This is a genomic window from Acinetobacter sp. AOR41_HL, assembly GCF_027854645.1.
Lineage (GTDB): Bacteria > Pseudomonadota > Gammaproteobacteria > Pseudomonadales > Moraxellaceae > Acinetobacter > Acinetobacter nosocomialis.
Genome location: NZ_JAKTHZ010000048.1, coordinates 15,648 through 35,235 on the forward strand (window position 1 = coordinate 15,648; position 19,588 = coordinate 35,235).

At 37.1% G+C, this 19,588-nt stretch carries 23 protein-coding genes; 6 read left to right on the forward strand and 17 right to left on the reverse strand.

Going from position 1 to position 19,588, the window contains the following annotated elements; all coding sequences use genetic code 11:
* The first annotated feature begins 19 nt into the window (after positions 1–19).
* A complete protein-coding gene (locus tag MKL35_RS17995) occupies positions 20–1,960 on the forward strand; it encodes an acetyl/propionyl/methylcrotonyl-CoA carboxylase subunit alpha (RefSeq protein WP_032012163.1) in 1,941 nt (646 codons plus the stop codon).
* Positions 1,961–2,009: 49 nt separating this feature from the next.
* Here the strand turns inward: MKL35_RS17995 and MKL35_RS18000 are convergent, their stop codons facing one another.
* The 9 genes from MKL35_RS18000 to rplM all read right to left on the reverse strand — a co-directional run bounded on the left by MKL35_RS18000 (position 2,010) and on the right by rplM (position 7,503).
* Entirely contained in the window at positions 2,010–2,429 is a 420-nt protein-coding gene (locus MKL35_RS18000) for a roadblock/LC7 domain-containing protein (protein ID WP_032012162.1), read from the reverse strand.
* Positions 2,422–2,982, reverse strand: a complete 561-nt coding sequence (locus MKL35_RS18005) for a GTP-binding protein (RefSeq protein WP_032012161.1) — start codon at positions 2,980–2,982, stop codon at positions 2,422–2,424. Before MKL35_RS18005 ends, MKL35_RS18000 begins: the two co-directional genes overlap by 8 nt.
* Before the next feature lie 8 nt (positions 2,983–2,990).
* A complete protein-coding gene (locus tag MKL35_RS18010; RefSeq protein ID WP_000377059.1) occupies positions 2,991–3,956 on the reverse strand; it encodes a hypothetical protein in 966 nt (321 codons plus the stop codon).
* Between the two features lie 85 nt (positions 3,957–4,041).
* Positions 4,042–4,401 carry a hypothetical protein gene (locus MKL35_RS18015; protein WP_016805889.1) on the reverse strand — a complete coding sequence of 120 codons (360 nt, stop codon included), beginning with the start codon at positions 4,399–4,401 and terminating at the stop codon, positions 4,042–4,044.
* Positions 4,402–4,742: 341 nt separating this feature from the next.
* Positions 4,743–5,399 carry a hypothetical protein gene (locus tag MKL35_RS18020; protein WP_002048692.1) on the reverse strand — a complete coding sequence of 219 codons (657 nt, stop codon included), beginning with the start codon at positions 5,397–5,399 and terminating at the stop codon, positions 4,743–4,745.
* Positions 5,400–5,416: 17 nt separating this feature from the next.
* Positions 5,417–5,845, reverse strand: coding sequence for a ClpXP protease specificity-enhancing factor (locus MKL35_RS18025; protein WP_004711892.1), 429 nt, complete (start codon positions 5,843–5,845; stop codon positions 5,417–5,419).
* Between the two features lie 6 nt (positions 5,846–5,851).
* The gene (locus MKL35_RS18030) at positions 5,852–6,505 is read right to left on the reverse strand and encodes a glutathione S-transferase N-terminal domain-containing protein (protein ID WP_002048702.1); all 654 of its coding nucleotides are present in this window, start codon (positions 6,503–6,505) and stop codon (positions 5,852–5,854) included.
* 170 nt (positions 6,506–6,675) lie between these two features.
* Positions 6,676–7,062 (reverse strand): 30S ribosomal protein S9, encoded by a 387-nt coding sequence (rpsI, locus tag MKL35_RS18035; RefSeq protein WP_002048725.1) that lies wholly within the window; start codon positions 7,060–7,062, stop codon positions 6,676–6,678.
* Between the two features lie 12 nt (positions 7,063–7,074).
* Positions 7,075–7,503, reverse strand: coding sequence for a 50S ribosomal protein L13 (gene rplM / locus MKL35_RS18040; protein ID WP_002048731.1), 429 nt, complete (start codon positions 7,501–7,503; stop codon positions 7,075–7,077).
* 173 nt (positions 7,504–7,676) lie between these two features.
* Between rplM and pdxA the strand changes: the two genes are divergently transcribed.
* The 3 genes from pdxA to MKL35_RS18055 are packed head-to-tail and all read left to right on the forward strand — an operon-like array spanning position 7,677 to position 10,336.
* On the forward strand, positions 7,677–8,660 hold the full coding sequence (pdxA, locus tag MKL35_RS18045; RefSeq protein ID WP_016805554.1) for a 4-hydroxythreonine-4-phosphate dehydrogenase PdxA: 984 nt from the start codon (positions 7,677–7,679) through the stop codon (positions 8,658–8,660).
* Positions 8,661–8,683: 23 nt separating this feature from the next.
* The gene (rsmA, locus tag MKL35_RS18050; RefSeq protein WP_002048699.1) at positions 8,684–9,496 is read left to right on the forward strand and encodes a 16S rRNA (adenine(1518)-N(6)/adenine(1519)-N(6))-dimethyltransferase RsmA; all 813 of its coding nucleotides are present in this window, start codon (positions 8,684–8,686) and stop codon (positions 9,494–9,496) included.
* Positions 9,497–10,336 carry a symmetrical bis(5'-nucleosyl)-tetraphosphatase gene (locus tag MKL35_RS18055; protein ID WP_016805555.1) on the forward strand — a complete coding sequence of 280 codons (840 nt, stop codon included), beginning with the start codon at positions 9,497–9,499 and terminating at the stop codon, positions 10,334–10,336.
* Between the two features lie 39 nt (positions 10,337–10,375).
* Here the strand turns inward: MKL35_RS18055 and MKL35_RS18060 are convergent, their stop codons facing one another.
* From MKL35_RS18060 to hflX, 4 genes are all read right to left on the reverse strand, one after another.
* A complete protein-coding gene (locus tag MKL35_RS18060; protein ID WP_032012160.1) occupies positions 10,376–10,819 on the reverse strand; it encodes a DUF2147 domain-containing protein in 444 nt (147 codons plus the stop codon).
* An 82-nt stretch (positions 10,820–10,901) separates the two neighbouring features.
* The gene (locus tag MKL35_RS18065) at positions 10,902–11,576 is read right to left on the reverse strand and encodes an LrgB family protein (RefSeq protein ID WP_002048722.1); all 675 of its coding nucleotides are present in this window, start codon (positions 11,574–11,576) and stop codon (positions 10,902–10,904) included.
* A gap of 10 nt (positions 11,577–11,586) precedes the next feature.
* Positions 11,587–11,958: a hypothetical protein gene (locus MKL35_RS18070; RefSeq protein ID WP_002048719.1), complete on the reverse strand. Its 372-nt coding sequence runs from the start codon at positions 11,956–11,958 to the stop codon at positions 11,587–11,589.
* A gap of 42 nt (positions 11,959–12,000) precedes the next feature.
* Positions 12,001–13,335, reverse strand: a complete 1,335-nt coding sequence (hflX, locus tag MKL35_RS18075) for a ribosome rescue GTPase HflX (RefSeq protein WP_002048698.1) — start codon at positions 13,333–13,335, stop codon at positions 12,001–12,003.
* 203 nt (positions 13,336–13,538) lie between these two features.
* Between hflX and MKL35_RS18080 the strand changes: the two genes are divergently transcribed.
* Positions 13,539–14,348: a lysophospholipid acyltransferase family protein gene (locus MKL35_RS18080; RefSeq protein WP_002048714.1), complete on the forward strand. Its 810-nt coding sequence runs from the start codon at positions 13,539–13,541 to the stop codon at positions 14,346–14,348.
* On the opposite strand, the gene MKL35_RS18085 is transcribed toward MKL35_RS18080, so the two are convergent.
* Positions 14,349–15,974 carry a phospholipase D family protein gene (locus MKL35_RS18085; protein ID WP_016805434.1) on the reverse strand — a complete coding sequence of 542 codons (1,626 nt, stop codon included), beginning with the start codon at positions 15,972–15,974 and terminating at the stop codon, positions 14,349–14,351.
* Between the two features lie 106 nt (positions 15,975–16,080).
* On the opposite strand from MKL35_RS18085, the gene MKL35_RS18090 reads away from it, so the two are divergent.
* Positions 16,081–17,091: a metallophosphoesterase gene (locus tag MKL35_RS18090; protein WP_031953730.1), complete on the forward strand. Its 1,011-nt coding sequence runs from the start codon at positions 16,081–16,083 to the stop codon at positions 17,089–17,091.
* Between the two features lie 47 nt (positions 17,092–17,138).
* On the opposite strand, the gene MKL35_RS18095 is transcribed toward MKL35_RS18090, so the two are convergent.
* From MKL35_RS18095 to MKL35_RS18105, 3 genes are read right to left on the reverse strand one after another with little or no spacing between them, the layout of a single operon-like run.
* The gene (locus MKL35_RS18095) at positions 17,139–17,618 is read right to left on the reverse strand and encodes an OmpA family protein (RefSeq protein WP_001097560.1); all 480 of its coding nucleotides are present in this window, start codon (positions 17,616–17,618) and stop codon (positions 17,139–17,141) included.
* Positions 17,619–17,632: 14 nt separating this feature from the next.
* Positions 17,633–18,856 carry a diguanylate cyclase domain-containing protein gene (locus tag MKL35_RS18100; protein WP_032012157.1) on the reverse strand — a complete coding sequence of 408 codons (1,224 nt, stop codon included), beginning with the start codon at positions 18,854–18,856 and terminating at the stop codon, positions 17,633–17,635.
* 5 nt (positions 18,857–18,861) lie between these two features.
* Positions 18,862–19,365, reverse strand: a complete 504-nt coding sequence (locus MKL35_RS18105) for a YfiR family protein (protein ID WP_004711910.1) — start codon at positions 19,363–19,365, stop codon at positions 18,862–18,864.
* Positions 19,366–19,588 lie beyond the last annotated feature (223 nt).

The window sequence follows — 19,588 nt, forward strand, 5'->3', positions numbered from 1 at the left end:
AGATAAGGATAAAAAAATAATGAAATTTTCAAAAATACTGGTTGCCAATCGTGGTGAAATTGCAGTTCGAGTTATGCAAACAGCCAAGGCAATGGGTTACCAAACTGTCGCAGTTTATTCCGATGCAGACCGTAATGCCCGTCATGTGCAAGAAGCAGATGAAGCTGTTTACATTGGGGCATCTAAAGTATCGGAGTCTTATCTTTCCATTGCTAAAATTATCGAAGCCTGCAAAAAAACAGGGGCAGATGCTGTTCATCCCGGTTATGGTTTTTTGTCAGAAAATACTGATTTTGCTCAGGCATGTATCGACAACCAGATTACATTTATTGGACCTACCGCTTCTGCAATTGAGTTAATGGGCAGTAAACGCCTTTCAAAAATTGCCATGATTGAGGCGGGCGTCCCTTGTGTGCCGGGTTATGAAGGTGACCGACAAGATCTCGAATATTTAGCAACTCAAGCTGAGCAGATTGGCTTTCCAATTATGGTCAAAGCTTCTGCGGGTGGCGGCGGTCGTGGCATGCGTTTGGTACAACAAGCATCTGAATTGATTGAGGCGTTGCAAACTGCACGTTCAGAAGCTGAAAATGCTTTTGGTTCGGGGGAGCTTATTTTAGAAAAAGCAGTTATTGCTCCGCGTCATGTCGAAATTCAGGTTTTTGGTGATACTCACGGCAATTATGTGTATTTGTTTGAGCGTGATTGTTCGATCCAACGTCGCCATCAAAAAGTAGTTGAAGAGGCGCCGTGTCCTGTCATGACGCCTGAACTACGTCAGCAAATGGGTGAGGCAGCTGTAGCAGCGGCAAGAGCATGTGCCTATGTCGGTGCTGGGACAGTTGAGTTTTTGCTTGATGCATCGGGTGCATTTTACTTTTTGGAAATGAATACCCGCTTGCAGGTAGAGCATCCGGTCACTGAGCTTATTACAGGATTGGACTTGGTTGAATGGCAGTTACGTGTGGCGAATGGTGAGCATTTACCTTTAAAGCAACAGGAATTGACCTTAAATGGACATGCGATCGAAGTGCGCTTGTATGCAGAAGACCCACGTCAGGATTTCTTACCACAAACAGGAAAGGTTTTACGCTGGAAGCCTGCAACTTTGCCAAATGTGCGAATCGATCATGGCATGTTGGCAACTGATGAAGTCAGTCCATTTTACGATCCGATGGTAGCAAAGGTGATTGCATATGGGAAAACCCGTCAGGATGCGATTCGCTTACTGGCTCGTGCAGTTGATGATTGTGTTTTACTGGGAGTGAACAGTAATAAACAGTTCTTGGTCAATTTACTACGCCATCCAGTTGTTGTTACAGGGGATACCAATACTGCATTCATCCAACAGCATTTCCAAAATGATCCGAGCTTACATCATCAAGTTTTATCTTTAGAAACTTTAGCGATTGCTGCGGCATTATTTAGCCAAAATAAAGTTACTGCGGTGTGGCAAACCGGGCTTGGTGTGCCATTACCGTTAAAATTACAAATTGCCGATCAGCAAATTCAATTGCAGGTTTCATCTGTCAATAATACATTTACGGTACAGTTCTGTGATCAATCAGTTTGTATTGATGTGCTTGAGAGAACGTCAGAGCAACTAGTTTATTTAATTGATGGTGTTCGTCGCCGTGTGCAGTATGTATTAGATAGTGATCAACTTTATCTAGACCGAGATAACGGCAATATTGTGATACGCAATGTGACCTATACTGCGCCAGAAGCTACTGATGTTGCCGGAGATGGCAAAATTCGTGCACCAATGGATGGTGCTGTGGTTAATATTCTGGTGAATAAAGGCGATCAAGTGGTGAGAGGTCAAACCTTACTAGTGCTTGAAGCTATGAAAATCCAGCAGCAGATTAAAGCTGATGTAGATGGTGTAGTTGAAGATGTGTTAGGGCAACAGGGTCAACAAGTCAAAAAACGGCAAATGCTATTTACTATTCATACTTAATTGAAAAATACCGCTCTTATTGGGCGGTATTTTTTTATAGCAGTTTAAGTTATTCTCCATCTGCCTCTGCAATCAATTGGCTTGCTTTTTTTAGGCTATAAAGCAGCTGCCCTAAAAGTACATCTCTATTACTTAGGGTAACCATAACCATCGGATGATGGAGAGCAGGAATCGCTGTTAAAATGGCTTTGCCATTGTCTGCATCTAATGTGATGTTATTACAGCCAGTTAGTTGAATCTCTTTTAAAAATGCACTGACCATGGCCAAAATCGAGCTACTCACCGCTGCTAATTTGGTGGTATTAGGGTAGTTCTTGTGGCTCACTGTTGCCAATTCAAACCCATCTGAAGAACAAATCATGACAAAGTCTACACCACGTGTATTCATAAGAATTTTTTGGGCTTCACTTTTTGCAAGTTGTAGCAATTGTGTTGGAGCGGTTCGTTTTTGAACTGGAATACTAAGCATGATCTTTCCCTTGAGATGTTGCGCCTACCTTAACTTCAAGTGATGCAATTAATGATTCAACCATCATTAAAATTTGCTCTTGTTCTCTTGCATCAATAAAAAATAATGGATATCGAAGTTCGTTTTCTGCTAACCAGTTTCGATACTGTTGGAGTGAAGATTCTTTATTTTCATCAATATGCGTAATACCAATCGCAATATTATCATTATAATTTTTAAAGGTTTCCAAGTAACTTTCTAGTTCAGCAATTGGAGTAGAGCTATTGTGATCTAACAGAAGAATAATACCAATCGCACCTTTACAAATAACTGACCAGATAAAATCAAAACGGCTTTGTCCAGGGGTTCCATATAGCCCGATTTTAATACCATCATCTAAAGTAATTTCGCCGTAATCAATCCCAACAGTTGTTTGTGATTTTTGGTGACTTTGTACATCAGTATTAAATGCTTCTGTTTCTAAAATTGGAATTTCAGATAGCGATTTGATCGCTTCTGTTTTACCAGCCCCCATACTGCCTGCGAAGACAATTTTATATTGTTGAATAATCATAGTGTTCCTTAAAAGCCAAAACGGCGTCGAATTTTCCCTATAAAATTTTTTAAAAAATGACTTTCTGTATTTAAGTTTTCTGAATGAGTCTGTGGCGTGTAAAAACACTTATTCGCGGAAACATATTGCCCATTATTTGCCATTAAACATGCTGTAATAAAACGTAGAACAACATCGATAGGTTGGTTGAGTTGTTTAGCTACTTCAGTGACTTTTGCTCCCTGAATAAAACAGGCAGAGAGCTGTAGGCTTACTTTTCTATATTCTTTTTGATAGGGTTGTGGCCAATGATTAATTTTAAAGTAACCATCAGCTGACGCTAAATTCTCAAATTCTTTTGAACACCAAATTAAATTCCACAACCAATCCTGTAAGTAATAATCCTTTTTACGAGAAACCTTAGTAAAGTCTGATGTTTTTGCAAAGGTAAAGTTAAAACTCATATTGGTCTGTGTTTTTTGACGAGAAGGTTCTAACCAAGCAATTTGAGTTCTATTATCAATAATTGCCAAGGTACCCTTGTCATCAAATAAATGTAATTTAATATTTTCAGAGCTATGCAAATTTTTTATAAATTGCTCATCTATGATAGATATTTCATTTAATAAAGTTGAGTTGGAACGAACATCAGTATGTTTTAAAAGAGATAATACATTTGCTTGTAACCATGAACGGAGATGTTCTGTTTTTTCTAAAGGGTAGTGTAAGGTATGTTCGTGTATAGTGCCTCCATTTTCTAAAGGTGTTTTTGTAATTTTTAAATAAGGAAATTTTTTCTTATTAAGAATATTTTGAATATTGTCAGCATCAAAAAAGTTTTCATTAATAATTAATAAATCAATCTGATTACTAGAAATGTTAACCCAGTTAATTCCATATTGATTAGATATCAAATCACGGATTAAGATTTTTAATTCGTCTGAAACTTTTAAGCTTAAACCAGAAACTGCAATATTTATGCAATGGCTATCCATAGTATCATTTTAAATTTTTATTAAGTAATATTGTAATGTAGTATGTGCTCTTTATATTAAGTATAAAGAGCACAGCTTAAATTAATTAACTAAAATCGAGCTCTTTTTCAAAGGACTTTAACTGATGACGAGCCATGGCTAAATTCGACTTGGCGCGATCAAGTACTAAATAAAGGAATAAATTATTATTACTTTCTAAAGGACGAATTAAGTGATAAGCCTTCCCTAATGTAATTAAAATATCTTCAATATTGTCATTTAATTTTAATGCGTTAGCTACATTTCGTTTTGCGCGAATGACTTCTGTGTTTCCAGCAGCTGCTAGCTCTAAATCAATATCCCCACCGCCTTGTGTAGCAAGTGATAAACCACTTTCTGAATCAACAAGTGCAGATGCAATAAAACCATCAATTTCAGTTAAGCTATCTAAAGAAAGTTTAGCCATTTTTTTATCTCTCAGGATTATAAAGTTATAATTACTACTTTTTCCTTAAAAGTAGTTAAAAATCATTATATTTTTACTCAAGTTGAAGTCAATAAATCAAATAAATTTCAAAATTGTTGTTTTAGTAAATAAGTGACCAAAAATGTCATCTTATAAAAAATATTATAAGATTTTTTTTACATTAAATATTTAATACTGTGCTCATGTTTGCATTATATAATTTCTATTATTAATTTTAATAATTGTAATAGAATGTTAAAACAATATTTATTGATAAATTATGTTTATTTAAATAGAAAAAGAGGAACTATAAGTTCCTCTTTTAAATAATTATAATAAAATTAAATAAGATGTGTATAAATACAATATAGGTAACCTAAAATAGCTAAAGCAACAAGAGGTGCGATAACTTTTGACCATGCCGGAATAAAAGTTTCGATAGGTTGCTCTTCGATGTGTAATTCTTCATGATGCGGTTGGGCTTGGTGAACCATTTGGTTGAACTCCTTCATTGTTGCATCCAATGATAGCTCTTCTTGTTCAACAGGTTTAGAACCAATCAGCTCTGTTAGGTGGTTTGTTGACCAAACCCAATCCTCAGCCTGTCCTGATAAATGTTCAACTTGCCCTAAAATGAGCTCTTTTAAACCGTTCTGTCCGAAACCTCCAGTTTCATCAAGTTGATTAAGCTCAGTTAGCTGTAAGGTCAAAATTTCTGAAATACTTTGCTCAAGTTCGGCATTTTTTAAAATCGACTGATTGTGCTTAGAAGTTGTTAAATGACGCGCTATTTCTTGAATATATAATGGATCGGCTGTTTTGATTTCATTATAAATTTTATTGTCGTCTTGACGCCATAAGCTAATTAACTTTCCAAGAGTGAGCACATTCACTTCATCAATCAGCTTATTTTTCTCATTGGCTGGATATTGATTTAAAAGCTGAGGCTTTTGAATTTTTATTTGCTCAGCAAAGTATTGGACTAAATCAAATGCCATACTTTATTCCTCTAAAATTAATCTAAAATTCTTAATGTTGGCTTTTTCTTGGTTGGTTCACTTGTTTCTTGTGCTTCAGAGTCTAGCGTATTTTCTACAGGCGCTACATTGGCATATTCTTCAGGGTCAAAGAATAAACCTTGTCCATTTTCACGTGCATAAATACCCAAAACAGCTTGGATAGGGACATAAATATCTTTAGAAACACCGCCAAAACGTGCTGAAAAGGTTACGGCATCATTGCTAATAAGCAGTTGATGTACAGCATGGGGCACAATATTTAAAACAATTTGGCCATCTTTCACAAATTGTTGTGGTACATCCGTATGTGGTTGTGTTGCATCAACGAGTAAATAAGGGGTGAGTTGATTGTCGCAAATCCATTCATAGATTGCGCGAGCAAGATAAGGACGTGTAGGGGTTAATTCAATAGTTTGCTCAGACATATCACACTATTCCATATTTAATTGTTCATTGTAACGGGTTTTCTCTTGGGGCGTCATTGATTTAACAAAAGAAGGGCGGCTAAAGATACGTTTACAGTACAAAAATATAGGCCGACACTGCTGCTTTGGTAAATCAATTCCCATGCTATTAAGCCGCACAAAAATTGGGGCGAGCATACAATCCAAAATTGAAAAATTTTCGGACATAAAATAAGGGAAATGCTGAAATAGGGGAGTAAGAGAAATTAAGGTATCACGTAATTCTTTTTGCGCTTTTTGCTTTTGTTCTACATTTAAAGTATCTGCATGTTTGAGCATATGATCGGCCAATTTAAACCAATCATTTTCAAGGCGCCAAATGTATTGCCGTTGTTCTGCACGTGCCATAGGAGCATCAGCGTAAAGCTTGCTCTGACGATATCGGTCATCGAGATATTCAGCAATAATTGGAGCGGAAAATAATTTGAGGTTTTGCTCAAGTAGCATTGGTAATTGGTTATAAGGGTTTAGACTCGCTAAATCCTCATCTTCATGATCAGTTACGATCAATTGATATTTAATTTGCTTTTCTGCCAATAAAAAACGGATCCAGTGAGAACGGAAATCATCAGCATGGCTGTAAAGGGTAATTCCCTGAATTGAAGTGTTTTCGACCGACATATCACAAGGTATGGTTGTGTGAATCGGTTAGAATACTAAAAATATGAGTGGAAATCACGGTGCCATAGATAGAGTTTCATATATTTATCTGTTTCGCTCATGCTTAAAATGAATAAGCAATAAAAAAGCCTTGGGATAACCAAGGCTTTTTGTCCGATTCGGTAAACGAATTAACGTTTAGAGAATTGAGGACGTTTACGAGCTTTACGTAAACCAAGTTTCTTACGTTCAACTTCACGAGCATCACGAGTAACGAAACCAGCTTGACGTAGAACAGGTTTTAAAGTTTCGTCAGCAGCGATAAGCGCACGAGTAATACCGTGACGGATCGCGCCAGCTTGACCACCGATACCACCACCTTTAACAGTGATGTAAAGGTCAAACTTTTCAGTAACTTCTAAAAGTTCTAAAGGTTGACGAACAACCATACGAGCAGTTTCACGACCGAAATATTGCTCTAAAGTACGGTTGTTGATAACGAGTTTACCTGTACCAGCTGACAAGAAAACACGTGCAGTTGCGGTCTTACGGCGACCTGTACCATAATTAGTAGCCATGTGCTGTATCCCTTAGATGTCCAAAACTTGTGGCTGTTGAGCAGCATGAGGATGCTCAGTACCAGCGTACACTTTCATTTTTTTGATCATTGCATAACCAAGAGGACCTTTTGGTAACATGCCTTTAACCGCTTTTTCAAGAACAGCTTCAGGTTTGTGAGCAATTAACTTCTCGAAGTTAGTCTCACGGATACCACCAGGGAAACCAGTATGGCGATAATATTTCTTATCAAGTGATTTGTTACCAGTCACTTGAATTTGTTCAGCATTAATCACAACGATGTAATCGCCAGTGTCAACGTGAGGAGTATAAGAAGTTTTATGCTTACCGCGTAAACGACGAGCGATTTCAGTCGCAAGGCGACCTAAAGTTTTGCCAGAAGCATCAACAACATACCAGTCATGTTGAACTTCAGCTGGCTTAGCGCTGAGAGTTTTCATTAAACCACTACCTATTATAGTTGGTTTGGACTATGGAATCTGTCCAAACAAAAGGAGCGAGCATTCTAAACGAGTTTGCTCAAAGTCACAAGAAAAATCCAGTTTAAGTTAGATAATTTAATACATAAACTGATGAATGGCAGATATGTTAAAATGAAACAAATTCTTGTTATATGTCTGGGGTGATTGTGCTGCCTTTATATATCACTTCCGGTGAGCCTGCTGGTATTGGTCCAGATATTTGCTTAAGTCTGGCGGAACGCATTGATGAGCGTCCGATTGTTGTTTTGGCTGACCGAAATTTATTGCAACAACGTGCTCAAAAGCTAGGCATGGACATTAAGTTTTTAGAGTATACAGGGCAAGCTGAATCATGTTTGCAAGGCGAACTTTATATAGAGCACGTCGCGTTAAAAACAGAAGTCATCGATGGCCAATTAAACCCAGCTAATGCAGCTTATGTATTAGAACAATTACGTCGCTCAGCTGATTATGCAATGTCAGGTAAAAGTGTAGGTGTGGCTACTGCGCCAGTACAAAAATCGGTCATTAATGATGCAGGTATTTTATTTAGTGGTCACACTGAATATTATCAAGAGTTCGCTGGTGTAGAGCGTGTTGTCATGATGCTCGCAACAAAAAACTTGCGGGTAGCTTTAGCGACTACACATTTGCCTTTAAGAGAGGTAGCCGATGCAATTACCAAACAACGCTTACATCAAGTGATAGACATTTTACTTCATGACTTAAAAACCAAGTTTAAAATTAATGATCCAAGAGTATTAGTGTGTGGATTAAACCCTCATGCAGGTGAAGATGGTTACTTGGGACATGAAGAGATTGATACGATTAATCCGGTTCTTGAAACTTACCGCTCTCAAGGCATTAAAATCAGTTTAAGCATGCCAGCAGATACTTTATTCACTCCTGATCACCTTAAAAATACCGATGCTGTTCTTGCCATGTACCATGATCAAGGTTTACCTGTGCTAAAATCACAAGGTTTTGGTGAAGCAATTAATATCACATTGGGCTTACCGTTTATTCGAACTTCAGTCGATCATGGTACTGCTCTGTCTTTAGCTGGGACAGGTTTGGCAAAAAGCTCAAGTTTAAATGTCGCTGTCGATTTAGCCTTATCGTTGGCAGCGAGTTAAATTTTTCATGTTGGAAATGTTCTATGTATCAAATTAATGCCCTAAACCCGAAAGATGAAGGGCATAAAGCTCGTAAACGTTTTGGTCAAAACTTCTTACATGATCAGCGAGTCATTGCCAAAATTGTACGCTCTGTTAATCCGCGTCCAGGCGACAATATTGTTGAAATTGGACCAGGTTTGGCTGCTTTAACCTCTCCTTTAATTGGAGAGTGTGAAGCTTTAACTGTAGTTGAGTTAGACCGTGACTTAGCAGCAGGCTTACCAGAACGTGTACCACATCCAGAACGTTTAACTATCGTAGAAGCTGATGCATTAAAATATGATTTTAGCCAACTTGTAAAAGATGGCCGCCCATTACGCGTTGTTGGTAATTTGCCTTATAACATTTCTACACCATTACTTTTTCATCTCTTGGAATTTGGTAGTCAAGTTAAAGACATGCATTTCATGTTGCAAAAAGAAGTGGTAGAACGTATTACTGCTGAACCAAATACAAAAGAATATGGTCGTTTATCGGTAATGATTCAATATTATTGCCAGCCTACCTTTTTATTTGAAGTACCTGCCGGCGCATTTAATCCGCCACCAAAAGTGACTAGTGCTGTATTCCGTTTAGTTCCTTACGAACAAAAACCGATTGTTGCGAAAGATGAGAAAGCTTTAGCTCGTTTAGTTGCACACGTATTTACTCAACGTCGTAAAACTCTAAGAAATAGTCTTAAAGGTATGTTAGCTGAAGATGGCTTCGAAAAAGCAGGAGTCGATCCAATGGCTCGTCCAGAAACTTTGACACTTGCTGAGTTCGTAGCTTTGGCAGATCAAATGGTGGCATAAATGACCAAGCGTTATAACTATATAATTGGAGATGTGCAAGGTTGTTTTGAAGCACTCAAAGCATTACTAAAAGAAATACGTTTTGATCCTGACCAGGATTTTATTTGGTTTGCTGGTGATTTGGTTGCACGTGGGGAGAACTCGGTAGGTGCACTGCGTTTCATTAAGAAACTAGCCGATCGAGGGGCTGCCGCTACAGTATTGGGTAATCATGACTTAACACTCATTGCTTGTGCTCGTGGTCTTAAAGAAATTAAAGAAAAAGATCGTACGCAGGACGTTATTGATGCTGTGGATGGTGATGAACTCATCGACTGGCTGCGTAAACAACCATTATGTTTATTTCCAAATGAACAAACTGTGCTAACGCATGCTGGTATACCTTGTATTTGGAGTGCATCAAAAACGGCTTCGTTAGCGAAAGAAGTTGAAGCGGTATTAGCAGATGATGATCTGTCTGTGCTAGATGCTTTTTTGGCTGAAATGTATGGTTCGAGACCGGATCTTTGGCACGATGACTTAACTGGTAATGACCGTCTACGCTGCATTACCAATTATTTAACACGTATGCGTTTGACCAATGCAGAAGGTACTTTGGAATTTAGTTTTAAAGATACTTTAGATGCACCAATGCCGGAAGGTTATTTACCTTGGTTTGAATTTCCAAGTAAAGCTGCACAAACACATCAAATATTTTTTGGACATTGGGCTGCTTTAGAAGGCAGAACTATTAGTGATCATATTCAAAATGTTGATGGTGGTTGTGTGTGGGGTAAGAACTTAATTGCTTACCGTCTTGAAGATCAGCAAATATTTTCAGTAGTTAACCCTGTGATGTAATAAAAAAAGCCGCAAAAGCGGCTTTTTTATTTTCGAAAATTATTCTAGTCGAATCCAGATTTGATTGCGGCCTAAAGCAGAAACTCCAAGATAACCGCGCATATGTAGACGGTTACCATTTGCACTGAGTTTGGCTTTTAATCCGTAAACTTTACCAGTATTTGGATCTAGAATTTTTCCTCCGGTATAGGTTGTACTATCAACTTGTTTTAAGCCAGTCGCAATATCCAAACCTACAATATGCTTATTGGTATAAGGCGCTGGACAGTTATCACAAATTTCTTTTGGTGTATAACCTGGACGCGGTGTGATTTTTACAACTTTTCCTGCATACGTACCATTCGCCTCTTTACGTATTTCTACGTGAGCCTTAGGTGTGCCAGTTTTATCGTCAATTGTTTGCCAAAGACCGGTAATATCGGCTGCAAAAGTAGCAGTAGTCATTCCCAATAGGAGCAAAGCTCCAACAAAAAATTTCCCCATAATCAAAAATCCTTTTAGATTTGAAAGTCCATCTTATTTCTAATTAATAACGGGTTCAATGTTTATTTAAACTACTTTTTAATCAATGTATTCCAAAAGATAACATGAAGGTTGGTAGCCAGATTGCAGTAAATACCCCATTTAAGGCCATACCAAATGCAGCATAACGACCCGCAACGGGGCCACGCTGCCAAGCTTGAGCAGTTCCAATTGCATGGGCAGCTAAGCCTAGAGCTAAACCTGATGCTCTTTCATCATGAATATGCTTAAGTAAAAATGGTGAAAATGCTGCACCAATAACGCCAGATAAAATCACGATCAGAGTGACTAAAGTTTCTGGAGCATGTAGCAAAGTCGCGATATTTAAAGCAATAGGCGTAGTTACGGCGCGTGTAGCAAAAGCCAAAATAGTAGGCTCAGACATATGCAATAAATAAGCGAGTCCCATTGGTAAAGCAACAGCACTAATACTCGCAAAGCATAAAATGCCAATAACCGATTTAAGAGGTAAGTCGTCATAACGCATTGCAGCTAATGGTATAGCTAAAGCAACTGTGACATATCCTAATAAATGGCTAAATAAATCATTTACGTAAATACGGTATTCTTCATAAGGAACTTTCAAGATTGACAATAAACCAATCACAATGAACATACCAAAAACTAAAAGAGGCACTTGAGGGAAACGACGGTTTAAAGGTTTTGCACAAAGATAGCCAACTAGCGTAATCAAAAATCCATATAAAATCATAAACATTTTATTCTCCTTATAACCAATGTTTGGCCATTTTTGCATAGACCCACAAGGGTATAAGGGTACTCACCACCAATACGAAGAGAAACAAAGGAATTTCTTTACCCATATGCACCAACATAATTAATGAACCTGCACAAATGGGTAAAAAAGCAAAACCACTTTCTTTCATAATTTTATTATTGGTGTCGACAAGTCTTAAGGGGATTTTCTTAAACTTGCGCCAAATGAGTAAGATGATGAGTAAACTAATTAAACCAACTAAGTTACCTAATTCTGGATGACCAAAAGCACGCATAACGACGACTGAGCCTTCACGGAAACCGATAATAAGTAGAAAAGTTCCTACCCATGCTGCCCAATCTATACTTTTGATCTTATCCATATTTTTTATCTCTAAAAGTGTACTTATCAAGTTTTAACTGATCTAGTGCTTGATTTCAAACTCTTCCAATGGTCTTTTAAACTGACTCGCTCGTTCACCCAATATCTCGTCGATAGGGAGTTTGGCTTGACGAATTAACTGCTCAAGCTTATGAGGTGCAATTCGTATATCAATATGTAAAATTCCTTCATCATCATAATGCTCAGATTCGATCACATTTAAAGCATAAAGCTGGGTACGCAATTTGCCATAAGCAGGTTTAAGTTTTAATGAGAATTGTTGAAGTTGCCCCATTAAACATTCTTGGACTGCTTGACGTAGTAAATCTAGCCCTAAACCTGAATGTGCTGAAACATACACACGATCAGGAACATGAGGCTGTGAATAAATAATTTTAGCCTCTTCACCACTTAAATCGATTTTGTTGTAGACACGAAGGACAGGTGAATCTGCTCCAATTTCTTTTAAAACCCCTTCAACAGCTTCAATCTGATCAAGCATGTCATGGCTACTGCTGTCAATGACATGTAAAAGTAGGGTGGCTTCAAGCGTTTCTTCTAAAGTTGCTTTAAAAGATTCAACTAGATCATGTTGTAGGTTTCGCACAAAACCTACAGTATCTGCAAGCACAACAGTACCAATACCATCCCATTCTAAACGACGTAAGGTTGGATCAAGAGTTGCAAACAGTTGGTCGGCTGCATACACATCGCTTTTTGCTAAAATATTAAATAATGTGGATTTACCCGCATTGGTGTAACCTACCAAGGATACGGTTGGGATTGAAGCTTTTTGTCTTGCCGCCCGCCCTTGTATACGAGTTTGATGAACTTTATCTAACTTATCTTTTAATTGTGTAATACGCACACGAATGAGGCGACGGTCTGTTTCGAGTTGGGTTTCACCGGGACCACGTAAGCCAATACCACCTTTTTGTTGTTCAAAGTCAGCAGACCAACCACGAATCAGGCGAGTTGATAAATGTTTAAGCTGAGCAAGCTCGACTTGTAATTTACCCTCATGGGTGCGGGCACGCAGCGCAAAAATATCTAGAATTAAACCAGTACGGTCAATGACTCGGCATTTTAATATTCTTTCTAAATTTCGTTCTTGAGCAGGTGTTAAAGCATGATCAAAAATAACCAGTCCTGCTTCTAAATCACGAACTTGTTCTGCAATTTCATCGACTTTACCGGAACCAATAAAAAACTTAGGATTTGGCTTATTACGTTGCACTTTAATGTGTTCAAGAATATCTGCACCAGCAGACTGTGCAAGTAGAGCAAACTCTTCGGCATCCAGATCATCTAATAATTGTACAGACACACTCACTAATATTGTGCGTTCACCGCCTTGATGCCGATCAACATATTCCACGTGGTTATAAATCCTGAAAAGGCTAAAACTTTATTCTAGTGGAAACTTGAGTAAAAGGGGAAAGGGTTTGCTCTTATCCTTTAGATTATCTACATACATTTTATTTTTTATTTGCTTCTATCGCATAGCGATGCAAGTTTATTCCGAAACGTATAGAATGGCTCGAGATGGGTATAACAATGATTGATCGTTAGTGAAATTTTATGGCTCAAACGCAAAGTATAGTGAATTCAACATTAAAGAAATTTTCAAAAATAGGTTTATACGGGAAAAAAGTTACTTCAGCGACAGCGGCAATCAGTGAAGGTTTTTACTTAGTTTATCGTCATGGACTTTATAAAGATCCAAATAACCCTGTTAACACACGATACGTCCAATATTTTTGCCGCCGTTTATGTAAAGTCTTTAACCTCGATGTTCAAGTGCATGGCACCATTCCGAGAGAACCGGCTTTATGGGTAAGTAATCATATATCTTGGCTTGATATTGCTGTTTTAGGTTCAGGTGCGCGTGTATTCTTTTTAGCGAAAGCCGAAATAGAAAATTGGCCTATTCTTGGCAACTTAGCAAAAGGCGGTGGCACTTTATTTATTAAGCGTGGGTCTGGTGACTCTATTAGAATTAGAGAGCAAATTGCTGGATTCTTAAAACAAAATATTCCAGTTTTATTCTTCCCAGAAGCGACTACTACAGATGGTCATTCTGTTAAAAAAGTTCATGGTCGTTTACTTGGAGCTGCTATTGAAGCAGAGCGTCCGGTACAGGTATGTTTAATCTGTTATGTAAATCGTCATGGCGAATTAGATACCGTTGCACCATTTATTGGGGAGATGTCTTTTGTTGAGCATATTCAGCGTGTTCTAGAAATGCCGAAAGTAACGGCTCATTTATTAACATTGCCTCCTATCTCGGTAGAAGGACATGATGTAAAAAGTTTAACTCAAGAAGTCCAACAAAAAATGGTAGAAGGTTTGGCTCAATTACATCAAAAAGTACTTAAGCCAAAAAGTTAATTACATAAAACCTTCGAGAGGCAGCCATGAAAGAAACTTCATGCCTGCCTTTTGCCACCATTTCATTTCTGGCTCTTTTTTATAAATGACAGGGCCTTTTGAGGTTTCTTGTTGCCAATAAATATTATTATTCGGATCTAGTTTTAATTTATAAGCATACTTATTTAAATTTTCATCCATCGTATGGTGAATTGTTTTAGCCAGTGATGGGCTATCTAAAATTACACCAATTTCAGTATTTAAATAGGCTGAACGTGGGTCAAAATTAAATGATCCAATAAAAACCTGTTCATCTAAAGCCATGAGTTTAGTATGTAAACTTGAGCGACTTAAACCTTTCATGTTTACTTTTGCTTTGGTTGCCAACTCATCCGTATTTTTATTTAAATTACGTTTATCTGGAGTTGGTAAAAACTCATAAAGTTGTACGCCGTTTTTCAAAAGCTCTTTTCGGTATCGACCATAAAATGCATGAACCACAGCAACATCATTGGCTTTAAATGAATTTGTTAAAACACGAACTTCTACCCCTTCTTTGGCGAGGGTACTTAAAATTTTAGCGCCTTGCTTTTCAGGAATAAAATAAGCAGAAATCAAATCAACATTGCTTTCTGGTTTTTCCAAATGATTAATCAATTGGAAATTCAAATGCTCTTCTTTTTTTGCTTTTGACTTAATTTTATCAGGGGAGTCTTTTACAACCTCTGCCTTCACCCAGTCAAACTGAATGTTATGGTCTAACCATTTATCAAAAGCATGCGATCTAGACGTTAAATTGAGAAAGTTTTGAACAGTGGCTTGTTGATAGTGAGCATCTAGTTGTTCTTTCAAACTTTCATATCGTAAACGGTGTTGTTGAGCACTGACAATACTCTGGACTGAGTATGCATATTCATGATTCCAGTAGTCATCAAAAGAATTTACGATGTCATCAACAGCAGCACCGACTAACATGACATCGACATCAGAGAATTGATAACTATCACTAACGTTATAATACTGATTTGTCATATTACGCCCACCAATAAGCGCAACCTGATTATCGGCAATAAAACTCTTATTATGCATACGATGATTGATACGCTTTAAGTCTAATAGCATATCCATCGCACGGTATTTACGAAAACGGTATGGGTTAAATAGTTTAACTTCAATATTTTTATGCTGAGAAAGGGCCAGTAAAACACCTTCCATCTTTTTAGCATTATTATCATCAATCAATAAACGCACTTTAACGCCACGATCGGCAGCACGAATAATGGCATGTAAAGCTAAAGCACCGACCTTATCGTTATCCCAAATATAGTACTGTAAGTCTAAAGTCTTCTCGGCTTTATCAATCAACCTTAAACGAGCTGCGAGAGCTTCTAACGGATCATTTAAAATGTGGTAACCCGTTAAATTTGGATTTTGCTCGCGTAAAGGTGTAATAATTTTTGCAAGTGAAGTTTGAGATGTATCGATATCACGCGCGTATTGAACTGGTTCAACCCGATGTTTAGGTAGCGTGCTACAACCTGTCAAAGTTACAGCAAAACTTGAACAGACAATTAAAGAAGCTTTGATCAAAAAGCCTTTAGCCTGTTGATGAGTTTGAAGCTGTTTGGAATGAAAGGATTGTGCCATAATCAATACATACGATAAGGTGAGCTAGAGTATAATTCGTGCATATTGAAAGATAAATATTGAATTTGATTACTAGCAATCAATATAAGATAAGTCGAGAATCGTAATGTGGAACCCAAATTCAATCATCTTTTGTTTTTACTTTATTTTTTCAATACTTGCCTTATGGGGAATTGTCGAAGCTTGGGTTCATCAATCGCGTACCGAGACGATTCATCCATTTAAAGCTTTTGTTCACTTACTTGCTTTTTATCTATCTTATCTTCTTATTCCACTTTGGTTCTTTAATTTATATGCAGGTTGGATGGGGTATTACTCAATTCATCAGACTATTTTTATATTTTTATTAAGCGGTATTCTCATTTATGCGCGTTTTATAGAACCACATATGGTACGAGTCGATGTTCATCAGTATCGTTTGAATCCAGACCGCCGTTTTAATAAGCCTGTAAAAGTTGCTTTAATTGCCGATTTACATATAGGTTTATTTTCTGGCCATGAGCGACAACTCAAAATCATTGTGAAAAAACTCAATGAGCAACAGCCAGACTTAGTGGTTGTGGCAGGAGACTGGACTTATGAGCCAGAAGATAAGTTGGTGCAAGAATTGAGTGTACTCAAAGATATTCAGGCCCCTGTGTATTCTGTTCCTGGAAATCATGATGAACAATATCCAGGGCCTCCTATTCAACAACTATTAAAAGATGCGCTTCACTACAATGAAGTTATGGATATTGAAGGGAAAATTGTTGAATTTGATGAATTTCGTTTAATTGGTATTGGTGATCTTTGGGCTGGCAAAACCGATATGCGTTCAATGCCAGACTTACCTCAAGATAAGCCTTGGTTAATTTTGTCCCATAACCCCGATACTGTAGATATGGTTCCCAAATTACCTAATCGCCCCTTAATGTTATCTGGACATACTCATGGGGGACAGGTCGAACTTCCTTGGGTAACCAACTATATTATGAAAAAAGTATCAATCTTAGGTCATAAACGTGGCTTTTATTCACATGAACATGCTGATGTTTTCGTCACCGTAGGAACGGGTATGGTTGGAATACCATTAAGATTTCGGGTGCCGCCTACTATTGATATTATTGAGCTTGTATAAAATAAAAAAGCCAATCATAAAGGATTGGCTTTTTTATAATTAGAAACCTAAGGAATAATGACGATTGCAACACGACGGTTAATTGCCCGATTTTCATTGGTTGTATTCGGTACATAGGGTTGAGTTGAACCACGCCCAATAACGTAAATATTTTCCTTTTTAAAACCGTGAGTCAAGAAAAGGTTCGCAACACTTTGCGCACGTTCTTCAGATAACTTTTGGTTGTATTCAGGATTACCTACATCGTCAGTGTGACCAACAATTTTTAATTTATTCAAATCATATTTATTCAATTGATTTGCTAAACGTGTGAGCTCTGCCTCATGACTTTGTTTTAATGTTGCGTCATTAAAATCAAATAATAAGCGTTCTGGTAAACCTAGAGTCCAACCTTCATTAGTAAGTACAAAACCCTCTTTTTTTAGCATTTTTACTTGACGATATTTCAAAGGACCAAAACTCAAGCAGCCTGCAAGCGCAATGCACAGCAATGCAATAAAGGAGAGTTTCAAAGATCTTGTATTCATAAATTAGCCTAAATTTAATTCTCTGGTTTATAAATAAACCAATGTTGCTCAGAAGTCTTAGCCTTATACATCGCTTGATCTGCTTGCATAATAAAATCTTCTGGACTAGACGCAAATTGGGATAAAGCAATCCCTACACTAAAACTGAAATAAATCGTTTGATCATTTAGATGCAAAGGTTCTTTACAGCTTTCGAGTAAATTTTCAGCAATAGATATTAAATGATCAGCATGCGTAATGGAATGCAAAATAACCGCAAATTCATCTCCGCCTAAACGGGCAATAAAGTCTTGATGACGTAAGCGCGTTTGTAACCTTTTCGCCATCTCTTTCAAAACTTCATCACCAGCTAAGTGTCCGAACTGATCATTAATTGATTTGAAGTTGTTGTTATCTATGAACAATAAGGCCGACTTGTTGTCAAAATCCTTATCTTCAAACATATCTAACAATATTTGATAAAAATAATGTCTATTCGGTAATAGGGTAAGCTGGTCATGATGGGCTTGAAAAGATAATTTACGATTTTCCTTTTGCAGTTGATTATCCCAAATCTGAATTTCTTCAAGTAACTCATTAAATACGGTATTTAGATCTTGAAACTCTTTAATTCGGTTATAAGGAAAACGAAGGTTATAAGCTTTTTGTTCACTTACGATCTGAGCAATATTTGTGAGCGGATAAATCGCTTGCATAATTTGACGATAAGTCAAATTCACTGACCACCATAAAGCACAAACAATAAATAACATTGCAATCGCAAGACCGACCATAATCATCTTTAAAAATTGCAATATTTTTTCAGAGCTACCAAAAAGTGTGAGTTCACCTACATTCTGCTGGTGATGATAAATTGTTAAATGTACCGGCTCATTTAAAAACCAGTGATCAAACCATCTTTCTAAAACTGAAGTTTGACTCGACAATTTAAAGCTTTGTGCAATTAAATGATGTTCAGAATCATAAATATGAATTGCTCGAATAGAATGATCATTTGTATATTCATTTAAAATCTGTTCTATCGTGATCTTGTCATTAAATACGACAGCTGGCTGAATACGTTCTAGAAGCGTATGGCTGAGTAACTGCAAATTCTGCTTTGCATAAGTTTCCATAGTAAAAACGGAAATAGATACAAAGGTAAAAGAACAAATAAAAAAAGTAATAGCAAAAATCGTAAATTGAGACTTTCTAAAAAGAGCATGTAGAGAAGTGGACTGATACAACTTAGATATCATAGCCCTTACTCCGCATTCTTAGCCAAGAGTAATACCCTTGGATCAATATGGACCTTGGAGTGGCTTAATGCATCTAAGTTAACTTTAAAAGTGGTGTAATTATTTTGGTCATATAAGCAAAAGATACTACCAACTTCACATTCTGGATTATTAATACTTAAAGAAAGCAAAGAACGATATGGATAATTTTGAATTAAATTTTGTTGCTGCTGAGGAGAGGTTGTAGAGAAATAAACAGCTTGGCAATGCGACTTAGGAAAATCTTTAGCATTAACCGTTTGTACACGATAGTTATAAGATAATTGCTGAATATAAGACTGAAAAGTAGAAGTAATTGAAGCATTATCAATTACACAAAGAGTAGGAGTGCTTACATTCTCCCATTTGCTATAACTTAAAATAGATAAAGTCAGTACATAGAAATTATGTTTTGAATTGGCATACGCAGGCCCACTCGTAGCAAACACTACAAGTATGCAGAATAATACTTTCTTAGCGGAGTGCCACATGGTGAGTTAATGCCAAATCAATTGCACGAATAATCTATTCTACATGAAGTTGATTAACTAAAAAAAGTTTAATATCTCATCTAATTTTGACTAAAAAGCCTAAAAAATGATCGGTTGATGCGTGGGATGTTAAAAAGGTATTGCAAAGGGATTTGGATGGTCTATAATGCACATCCATCGGCGGTGATGCAGATAGAAACTTGTTGAAAAACAGTTACTTGAG